Origin of the sequence: Pseudomonas sp. PA-5-4B (assembly GCF_021606215.1) — a bacterium.
GTDB lineage: Bacteria > Pseudomonadota > Gammaproteobacteria > Pseudomonadales > Pseudomonadaceae > Aquipseudomonas > Aquipseudomonas edaphica.
The window spans coordinates 44,365-53,424 of the sequence record NZ_WKDB01000048.1; the positions used below are offsets into that span (position 1 = coordinate 44,365).

10 protein-coding genes are annotated in these 9,060 nt (G+C 61.0%); 1 reads left to right on the plus strand and 9 read right to left on the minus strand.

What is annotated here, in order from left to right; translation table 11 throughout:
- Positions 1 to 10 precede the first annotated feature (10 nt).
- Complete coding sequence (locus GIW28_RS21535) at positions 11 to 169, plus strand: YqaE/Pmp3 family membrane protein (protein WP_003194776.1); 159 nt, start codon at positions 11 to 13, stop codon at positions 167 to 169.
- A 5-nt stretch (positions 170 to 174) separates the two neighbouring features.
- Here the strand turns inward: GIW28_RS21535 and pqqE are convergent, their stop codons facing one another.
- The 9 genes from pqqE to GIW28_RS21580 all read right to left on the minus strand — a co-directional run bounded on the left by pqqE (position 175) and on the right by GIW28_RS21580 (position 9,057).
- Positions 175 to 1,305 carry a pyrroloquinoline quinone biosynthesis protein PqqE gene (pqqE, locus tag GIW28_RS21540; RefSeq protein WP_017138040.1) on the minus strand — a complete coding sequence of 377 codons (1,131 nt, stop codon included), beginning with the start codon at positions 1,303 to 1,305 and terminating at the stop codon, positions 175 to 177.
- On the minus strand, positions 1,298 to 1,573 hold the full coding sequence (pqqD, locus tag GIW28_RS21545) for a pyrroloquinoline quinone biosynthesis peptide chaperone PqqD (protein WP_017138041.1): 276 nt from the start codon (positions 1,571 to 1,573) through the stop codon (positions 1,298 to 1,300). The genes pqqE and pqqD overlap by 8 nt, the downstream gene beginning before the upstream one ends.
- A complete protein-coding gene (gene pqqC, locus GIW28_RS21550; protein WP_017138042.1) occupies positions 1,570 to 2,322 on the minus strand; it encodes a pyrroloquinoline-quinone synthase PqqC in 753 nt (250 codons plus the stop codon). Before pqqC ends, pqqD begins: the two co-directional genes overlap by 4 nt.
- An 11-nt stretch (positions 2,323 to 2,333) precedes the next feature.
- Positions 2,334 to 3,245 carry a pyrroloquinoline quinone biosynthesis protein PqqB gene (pqqB, locus tag GIW28_RS21555; protein WP_010207003.1) on the minus strand — a complete coding sequence of 304 codons (912 nt, stop codon included), beginning with the start codon at positions 3,243 to 3,245 and terminating at the stop codon, positions 2,334 to 2,336.
- Positions 3,246 to 3,316: 71 nt separating this feature from the next.
- Positions 3,317 to 3,391 carry a pyrroloquinoline quinone precursor peptide PqqA gene (pqqA, locus tag GIW28_RS21560; protein ID WP_003194766.1) on the minus strand — a complete coding sequence of 25 codons (75 nt, stop codon included), beginning with the start codon at positions 3,389 to 3,391 and terminating at the stop codon, positions 3,317 to 3,319.
- 158 nt (positions 3,392 to 3,549) lie between these two features.
- Positions 3,550 to 5,907: a pyrroloquinoline quinone biosynthesis protein PqqF gene (pqqF, locus tag GIW28_RS21565; RefSeq protein WP_236447856.1), complete on the minus strand. Its 2,358-nt coding sequence runs from the start codon at positions 5,905 to 5,907 to the stop codon at positions 3,550 to 3,552.
- A gap of 48 nt (positions 5,908 to 5,955) precedes the next feature.
- Positions 5,956 to 6,750, minus strand: coding sequence for a carbon-nitrogen hydrolase family protein (locus GIW28_RS21570; RefSeq protein WP_017138045.1), 795 nt, complete (start codon positions 6,748 to 6,750; stop codon positions 5,956 to 5,958).
- A gap of 10 nt (positions 6,751 to 6,760) precedes the next feature.
- Positions 6,761 to 8,443: a flavin monoamine oxidase family protein gene (locus GIW28_RS21575; RefSeq protein WP_065929487.1), complete on the minus strand. Its 1,683-nt coding sequence runs from the start codon at positions 8,441 to 8,443 to the stop codon at positions 6,761 to 6,763.
- A gap of 167 nt (positions 8,444 to 8,610) precedes the next feature.
- The gene (locus GIW28_RS21580) at positions 8,611 to 9,057 is read right to left on the minus strand and encodes an Lrp/AsnC family transcriptional regulator (RefSeq protein WP_058420501.1); all 447 of its coding nucleotides are present in this window, start codon (positions 9,055 to 9,057) and stop codon (positions 8,611 to 8,613) included.
- Between the last annotated feature and the right edge of the window lie 3 nt (positions 9,058 to 9,060).

The window sequence follows — 9,060 nt, forward strand, 5'->3', positions numbered from 1 at the left end:
GAGCTGACCCATGGACATTATTCGTATCATCATCGCCATTCTGCTGCCGCCACTGGGTGTGTTCCTGCAAGTGGGTTTCGGCGGGGCGTTCTGGCTGAACATCCTGCTGACCCTGTGCGGTTACTTCCCCGGTATCATCCACGCGGTGTACATCATCGCCAAGCGCTGAGGCCGTCAGCCTTTTGCGATGAGCCGTGAATTGCGCTCGTTGCGAAAGGCCAACTGCTCGATGGTCTGGGTGGCATGCTCGGCTTCTTCCCGCGCCTTGAGGATGATGCCGTGCTGCTCGGACTTGCTGCACACCGGGTCGGCATTGCTCGCATCGCCCGTGAGCATGAACGCCTGGCAACGGCAGCCGCCGAAGTCCTTTTCCTTTTCATCGCATGAACGGCACGGCTCGGGCATCCAGTCGTAGCCGCGAAAGCGGTTGAAGCCAAACGAGTCGTACCAGATGTGCTGCATGCTGTGGTCGCGCACATTGGGAAATTGCACCGGCATCTGTCGGGCGCCGTGGCAAGGCAGGGCGGTGCCGTCCGGCGTCACTGTCAGAAAGATGCTGCCCCAGCCGTTCATGCAGGCTTTTGGGCGTTCTTCGTAGTAATCCGGCGTCACGAATATCAGCTTGCACGGGTGGCCTTCGGCTTCGAGCTTGGCGCGGTATTCGTTGGTGATGCGTTCGGCGCGTACCAGTTGTTCCTGGGTCGGCAGCAAGCCCACACGGTTGAGTTGCGCCCAGCCGTAGAACTGGCAGGTGGCAAGCTCGACGAAATCTGCCTCCAGTGCGATGCACAGCTCGATAATGCGGTCGATCTTGTCGATATTGTGCCGATGGGTAACGAAATTCAGCACCATCGGATAGCCGTGGGCCTTCACCGCGCGGGCCATTTCCAGCTTTTGCGCGAAGGCTTTTTTCGAGCCGGCGAGCAGGTTGTTCACCTGTTCATCGCTGGCCTGGAAGCTGATCTGGATGTGGTCCAGGCCCGCCTTCTTGAAGTCGCTGATCTTCTGCTCGGTGAGACCGATGCCCGAGGTGATCAGGTTAGTGTAGAAACCCAGCTTGCGCGCCTCGGCGATCAGTTCGGCAAGGTCCTGGCGCACCAGCGGTTCACCGCCGGAAAACCCCAGTTGCGCGGCGCCCATTTCCCGCGCTTCGCGAAACACCTTGATCCACTGCTCAGTGCTCAGCTCTTTACCCTGCTCGGCAAAATCCAGCGGGTTGGAGCAATACGGGCACTGCAACGGGCAGCGATAAGTCAGCTCGGCGAGCAGCCACAGTGGCAGGCCGATCGGTGGCTTTTCAGGCAAGTTCGATCCAGTGCTCAGCACGGGCGACCTCCATGAAATCCTCGATGTCTTGACCGAGTTCAGGCACGCCCGGGAATTGTTTATCCAGCTCGGCGATGATGGCGGCCACGTCGCGCTCGCCGTCGATCAGCCCGCCGATCAAGGCGGCGCTGTCGTTGAGCTTGATCATGCCTTCGGGGTAGAGCAACACGTGGCCTTTTTGCGCTGGCTCGTACTGGTAGCGATAGCCCTGGCGCCAGGTCGGTGTTCTGCTGCGATCAAAGCTCATAGGGTGATCCCTTTATGCCAGACCCGCTGCTCGGTCACGCTGTGATACGGCGGGCGTTTAAGTTCGTAGGCCATGCTCATGGCATCCAGCATGCTCCACAGGATGTCGAGTTTGAACTGCAGGATTTCCAGCATGCGTTCCTGGCCTTCGCGGGTGGTGTAGTGCTGCAGCGTGATCGCCAAACCATGCTCTACGTCGCGACGGGCCTGGCCCAGGCGGGTGCGGAAATACTCGTAACCGGCCGGGTCGATCCACGGGTAGTGCTGCGGCCAGCTGTCGAGGCGCGACTGGTGGATCTGCGGCGCGAACAGTTCGGTCAGCGAGCTGCTGGCAGCTTCCTGCCAGCTGGCGCGGCGGGCAAAGTTGACATAGGCATCCACCGCAAACCGTACGCCGGGCAGTACCAGCTCCTGGGAGCGCAACTGGTCGGGGTCGAGGCCGACGGCCTGGCCCAGGCGCAGCCAGGCTTCAATACCGCCGTCTTCACCGGGCGCGCCGTCGTGGTCGAGCAGACGCTGGATCCACTCACGGCGGATCTCGCGGTCCGGGCAGTTGGCCAGGATCGCGGCGTCTTTGAGCGGGATGTTCACCTGATAGTAGAAACGGTTGGCGACCCAGCCCTGGATCTGCTCGCGGGTGGCGCGGCCTTCATACATCGCCACGTGGTACGGGTGATGGATATGGTAGAAGGCGCCTTTGGCCCGCAGGGCGGCTTCGAACTCGGCGGTGGTCAACGGTGTGTCAGTCACTTCGTCTGCTCCTACAATTCAATGCTCATGCCGTCGTAAGCCACTTCGACATTGCGCCGCACCAGCTCGGCGCGCTCGGGGGAGTCTTCGTCGAGGATCGGGTTGGTGTTGTTGATGTGGATAAGCACCTTGCGCTGCTTGGGTAGCTGCTCCAGTACTTCGAGCATGCCGCCAGGGCCGTTCTGCGCCAGGTGGCCCATCTCGCGGCCGGTGCGCGTACCGACGCCGCGGCGCTGCATTTCATCGTCGTCCCACATCGTGCCGTCCACCAACAGGCAGTCGCTGCCCGCCATGATTTCCAGCAGCGGCGCGTCGACTTTGCCCAGGCCCGGCGCATAGAACAGCTTGCCGCCGGTGCGCAGGTCCTCGACGATCAGGCCGATGTTATCGCCTGGGTGCGGGTCAAAGCGGTGCGGCGAGTAGGGCGGCGCGGCGCTACGCAAGGGCAGCGGGGTGAAGCGCAAATTCGGGCAGGCCGGGATCGTGAAGCTGGCGTCCAACTCGATACGGTTCCAAGCCAGGCCGCCGTTCCAGTGGGTCAACATGGTGAACAGCGGGAAACCGGTGCTCAGGTCTTCATGGACCATGTCAGTGCACCACACCTGATGCGGGCAACCTTCGCGCAAGCTCAACAGGCCGGTGGTGTGGTCGATCTGGCTGTCCATCAGGATAATTGCGCTGATGCCGGTATCGCGCAGCGCGCGGCCGGGTTGCATCGGCGCAAAGCCTTGCAGTTGCGCACGGATATCCGGCGAAGCATTGCACAGCACCCAGTTCACGCCATCGTCGGAGATCGCGATGGACGACTGGGTACGCGCCTGGGCGCGCAGGCTGCCGTCGCGAAAGCCTGCGCAGTTCACGCAGTTGCAGTTCCACTGCGGGAAGCCACCGCCGGCGGCGGAACCTAGAATCTGGACAAACATGATTGCTCCATCACGCAAAGCTCAAAACAAAAACGCCCCGGGCGAACCGAGGCGTTGTATTACTCAGCCAATCAACGGCTGGCGAAGTACATGGTGACTTCGAAACCGATACGCAGATCAGTGTAAGCGGGTTTGGACCAGGTCATATTCATACTCCTACCAAGGGATGGGACGTTCACTACCAAGTAATACATATAGTCCACCTCCTATTGGAGATGTTCAGATATTGCGTATGAATATTACGCAATTCTTTTCAAGTTAGCGCTGTCTTGACGGAAAAAGCCTGTTGCAGGGTTGGCAATGATCAGCCTGCCGGTTGCCAGGCGTCGTTGATGCGCGGGCCGTTGGCCACACAGCGCCAGCCGCCTGAGGCATCGTTGAGTTGCTGGGCGGCGCGCTGCAGATCCTCGCGTGTGCGGTTTTGTATCAACTGTTGTAGCAGGTCCAGGTAACCCGACGGATGGCCCGCCAAGTAAGCCTGCCACAGCAGTTCGGCGGCTTGGTTGAGCGGCAGTTGCTGGGCACTGAATTGCTGCGCCAGGGTCTGGTTGCCCAGGTCTGGGCTGCTGTCGATTAACGACGGTAATTGCTTCAGAAAGGTCTGCAGGTGATCGACGATCCCGCTCAGTGAAACGCTGGGGGACTGCACACCAAACAGCAGCCCGGTTTGCCCGTTGACCTGTCGGATGCCGCTGAAGACCGCGTAGCCGATTTGCAGATCAACCCGCAGGCGCTGGTAAAACGGCCCGTGCAGCAGATGCCCAAGCAGTCGCCAGGCGGCTTCGTCGGCCAAGGCTGACGTCGGTGCTGGGCAAAACAGCAGTAAAGCGGCTTCATTGGAGTCTGTTTTTATCGTGTGCCAGAGCTTCCGGCCGTCGAGGGTTGGCGGCGTGTGTTCAATGCTTGCCGCCTGCCCAGGCAGCCGCGCTGCGGCGATTTTGATCGCGGCTTCACAAGCGGCCGGCAATCCAAAGCCGAGCCCATGCCATCGAGCCGTCGCCCATGAAGCTGGCCCGGAGTGAGTGTCGGTGCAGCAAACGGGCAGCGCCTTGAGCAACTCTCGGATGGCGATCATCGGTGTCGCGGCGGGTGCGGCGTCTTGTGGCAGGCTTAAGCTTTGCGCCAATACGTCCAGAACAGCCGGCATGGGCTGATGAAGACCGACCATTTTCACCAGGAAATCATTGCCGATCGTTTCGAAAGACAACTCAACTCCGGCCTGCCGGGCATTCTCGCGCAATGGCTGTAATGTATTTTCCAACCCCACGGGCGCGGCGTTATCAAACTGCCATTGCAGATACAGCGCGCCTTCATCGGTATCATCCGCCAATGCCTGGCTGAATGTCAGCGCCGACACCTCCCGACGGCCCCGGGAGCGGTCTTGGGCGAAGGTGCGCAAACCACGATGGGCGCTGGTCTGGCCGCGGATCAGCCCGGCGCGTTGTTCTTTGGTGGGCGGGCGCAGGAATGGGTTGTTCGGCGGCAACTGCCAAGCCTGTCGGGCTGGTTTGAGGTGCAGTGAATCCAGCAGTTTTTTGAGTGCGACGACGCCCTGTTCCGACAGGTCTTCACTTTCGTTTCGCACCCATGCCAAGGCACTTTGGGTCTGTTGCTGGCGAGCGTTCAGCAAGGCGAACTCTTCGCGTAAAGGTGTCCAATCGCTGTGTGCGAAAAAGCTCAGCCAGTCGTGCAGCAACGCTTCGATTTGCGTAGCCGAATCGTCTTGAGTATCGAGGGCAAAGTCGATATCCAATACGGCTTGCCCGGCAAACGCATAAAGCACGGTCGCCTGCATGGCATTGGCCAGTTTTCGCGCTTTCAGCTCAGCCAGTAAACCACCCGGCGCCGTAGCATTGAGCCAGGTGCAGAGAAACGCCAGGGCTTGGCGGGGCGCGTCACAGGTGATGACATGGTGCAGGTGGTTATCGGCGATGTATTGAAAGCCCTGGGCGTGGCCGAGCATCAGCGCAGGCGGCGCAGCCTGTGGGTGCTGAGGGCCAGTGGCCAATTCGTCGCTGAAACGCTGGGCCAACGCTTGCAGTTCTTCCAATGGTTGCGGGCCGGCAAGGTTTAATGTCATCTGCCCGCTCTGATAGAACCTGGTATGGAATTCCTTCAATGCCTGCTGAAACGCCTCACGCTCAACCGGCAGGCTATCCCGATTACCGGCATGAAAACCGCGCAGCGGATGGTCCGCCGCCAAGCCTTCCAGCAGCGCAACCTGCTGCTGCGCCTTGGCATCCTGGGACCAGGCCACAAACTCCGCTTGCAGCACTTCGCGCTCACGCAGTTGGTCTTCAATCGTCAGGCGCGGATGGGTGAGCATATCCGCCAGCCGCTCCAGCCCATCGGCAAAGGTTGGCACCGGCAATTCAAAGAAAAAGTCCGTGGTGCGCTCGCGGGTGCTGGCGTTGACCTGCCCACCCTGGCGCTGCACGTAGGCCATCAAGCCTTCGCTTGTGGGAAAACGCGCAGTGCCGAGAAACAGCAAATGCTCAAGAAAATGCGCCAAGCCCGGCCACGCGAGTGGCACGTCATGGCTGCCGGCGGCCACGCGCAACATCGCGGCGCAACGCTTCAAGCGTGGCGCATGGCGCAAGGAAACCCGCAGGCCGTTGGCCAGGGTCAAGTCAAGGTGATGAGGGTGGGCCGGCGCAGGCATGGGCACTTCCGAAACGTAGGATGTGCCTATGCTAACAAACCGTCTGGCTCAGGGCTTGTGCAGCGCGCCGTACAACTCTGGGCGACGGTCTTGCAGGTAGTGATTGGCCGCGCGGGCATCCAGGATCGACTGGCGATCCAGCGTACCGACGATCAACGATTCATCCAGCCCCGCCTGGGCGATTCGCTGGCCATTGGGCGCAGCAATACTGCTTTGCCCGCAGTACTGAATCTCGCCTTCGTGCCCGCAGTAGTTGGCGTAGGCCACATAGCACTGGTTTTCAAAGGCCCGCGCCCGCACGGTCACGTCGGCAACAAAGTCGAACGGCACCATATTGGCCGTCGGCACCAGGATCACCTCGGCGCCGGCCAGGGCCAGGCGGCGGGTGTTTTCCGGGAACTCCAGGTCGTAGCAGATCAGAAACCCGAGCTTCCAGCCGTTAAGCTCCACCAGTGGGAAATCATCTTCCCCGGCGCTGAACATCGAGTGGTCCAGGTCGCCAAACAGATGAGTCTTGCGATAGTTGCACAGGCGCTGGCCGTGGGCATCGATCAACTGCACGGCGTTGTAGATCTGCCCGTCCTCAGCCCGCTCCGGGTAACCGTAGAGAATGGCCAGTCCGGCGCTTTTGGCCAGCTCGGCAATCGCCTGAGCCGACGGCCCATCCTGGGCTTCGGCGAGTGCGCCCACCGCTTCCGCGCCAATGTTGTAGCCGCTGAGGAACATCTCCGGCAGCACCAGCACGTCGGCACCGGTCGCCTCATGCGCCAATTGATGCAGGCGCTTGAGGTTGCCGGCCACATCCAGCGGCAGCGGTGGGCATTGGTACAGGGCGACACGCATGCTCAACTCCTTAATCGGCCAGGGCGATCGGGCCGATTTCGTCAAAGACATCACCTGGGCCCGGGTTTTCGGGGTGAGTGCTGCCGCCGAAGTGGGTCATGATGCCCCATACCGCATTCAGCGAGGTTTGCACCGCGCCCTCGACCCAAGCAGGCGTCCAGGATACGTCGTCACCGGCGATAAAAATCCCACGCTGTTCGGCGGGCATGTCCTTCTGCATAAAGTGCGCATACATGCGCTGGTTGTAGCGATAGTGGCCGGGCAACGCGCCTTTGAAGGCGCCGAGGAAATGCGGGTCGGCTTCCCAGGACACGGTGATCGGGTCGCCGATGATGCGCGCCTTGATATCGACTTTCGGGTAGATCTTTTTCAGCGCGTCGAGCGCCAGTTTCACGCGCTTGTCGATGGGTTGCGGGAGCATTTTCAGCGCGTCGCTCATCCACGAGTACGACAGGCAAATCACGCCTGGCTTGTCGTCACCGTTGTCGAACAGATAGGTGCCACGGGTGAGGCGATCGGTGAGGGTCATGCTCATCAGGTCGCGGCCGGTCTCCGGGTCCTTGTCTTTCCAGAACGGGCGGTCGACCATCACGAAGGTTTTCGACGATTGCATGTAGCGTGTGCGGTCCAGAGCCATCCACATTTTTTGCGAGAACAGGGTTTCGTCGCATTCGATCTGGGTGGTCAGCAGCCAGCTTTGACAGGTAGTCAGCACGGCGGCGTATTCGCGGGTGTCACCGTAGTTGTCGGTGACCGCAAAGCGGCCATCGGCAGCGTGGGCAATGCGTTTTACCCCTGCCCGTGGCGCGCCGCGATGCAAAGAGCTGAGGCTGGTGCCGGCGGGCCAATGGGCGCAACGCTCCGGCACATGGCGCCAGATGCCCATGGGCACTTGCGCTACGCCGCCAACCACCAGGTGTTGGTGATCGTCGCAGTTGGTCATCACCACGCGGAAGATTTCCAGCATCGAGTTGGGGAAATCCGAGTCCCAGCCGCCAGTGCCGAAACCCACTTGGCCAAACACTTCGCGGTGCGCGAACGACAGTTTGGCGAACGCCTTGGACGTGGCGACGAAGTCATAGAAGGTGCGGTCGTCCCACAGCGGTACCAGCTTGTTCCACAGCGCCTTGAGGCGTGGCACGTCGCGATCGCGAATGGCTTGCTGGATATCACCGAACTGCGAGCCGGCCTCCAGCGCATCCGCCCAGGCATCGGCAACTTCCTGGAACAGCACCGGCAGGTCCGAGAGTTTTTGTGCGTAGTGGGTCTGGCCTTCGAGGTCGACCACTGTGCTGCCGGAAGCCGGTGTCAGCGGGTTGGGAAAGGGTTTGGTCTCCAGGCCCAGCTTGTCCACATAGTGGTAGAACGCGGTGGATGACACCGGAAAACGCATGCCGCCCAGCTCGGCGATGATGCCTTCGGCGCCTTCAAAGGCCTGGGAGCGCAAACGCCCGCCCATCTTCGAGGCCTCGTATACCACCGGCTTGAGGCCCAGCTTCATCAGCTCGTAAGCAGCCACCAGCCCTGCGATCCCGGCTCCCACAATCGCCACTTCCGCGCCATGGTTGGCCGCGGGAATACTGCCCAGGCCAGCCGGGTGTTCGATCCAGTCATCAAAGGCAAACGGAAAATCCGGGCCAAAGATGGTGATAGGTTTTTTACCGTCGGCGGGATGGCGATTGGTCTTGCTGATGGTGCTGGACGGAATGCTCATGGCTGACCTTACTGACGACTCGGCGGGATTCGGCCCGTTGAGTATAGGAAAAGATGGCAGCCAGTTTAGGGAGCGTAGCGTTCGTTATTAAGACGCAATGTGTCGTCGGATTGAATTGTTTTTAGTCAGAATGACGAAGTGGCTGGTCAAACTGGCTGACCGCGGTCCAATTTGTTACTGAGGATGATCGACGTGGTGGTTTTTTCCACGCCCTCGACGCTGCCGATCTGGTCCAGCAACTGGTCCAGCTGTTCCGGCGAATCAGTGCGCAGCCAGGCCACGTAATCAAACTCGCCACTCACCGCACACAATTGCTGCACCTGCGCCATGGCGCTCAACCGGCGCAGCACTTCCTTGCCCGAGCGCGCTTGAACGGTGATGCCGACATACGCCTGCAAACCCCCGTCGACCACACGCTGCCCGAGGCGCACGCCATAACCGGTAATCACCTGGGTTTTCTCCAGGCGCGCCAGGCGCGACGTCACCGTGGTGCGCGCAATCCCCAACTGCCGGGCAAGCATGGCTACGCTTTCGCGGGCGTTGATCTGCAAGGCGGCGATCAGTTGGCGATCGATTTCGTCGAGGGCGGGCAAGGG

Bases quoted from the DNA above. Each gene is read 5' to 3' on its own strand.
- GIW28_RS21535 (WP_003194776.1), top strand. From the start codon at position 11: ATGGACATTATTCGTATCATCATCGCCATTCTGCTGCCGCCACTGGGT.
- pqqD (WP_017138041.1), bottom strand. From the start codon at position 1,573: ATGAGCTTTGATCGCAGCAGAACACCGACCTGGCGCCAGGGCTATCGC.
- pqqF (WP_236447856.1), bottom strand. From the start codon at position 5,907: ATGCCTGCGCCGGCCCACCCTCATCACCTTGACTTGACCCTGGCCAAC.
- pqqB (WP_010207003.1), bottom strand. From the start codon at position 3,245: ATGTTTGTCCAGATTCTAGGTTCCGCCGCCGGCGGTGGCTTCCCGCAG.
- GIW28_RS21570 (WP_017138045.1), bottom strand. From the start codon at position 6,750: ATGCGTGTCGCCCTGTACCAATGCCCACCGCTGCCGCTGGATGTGGCC.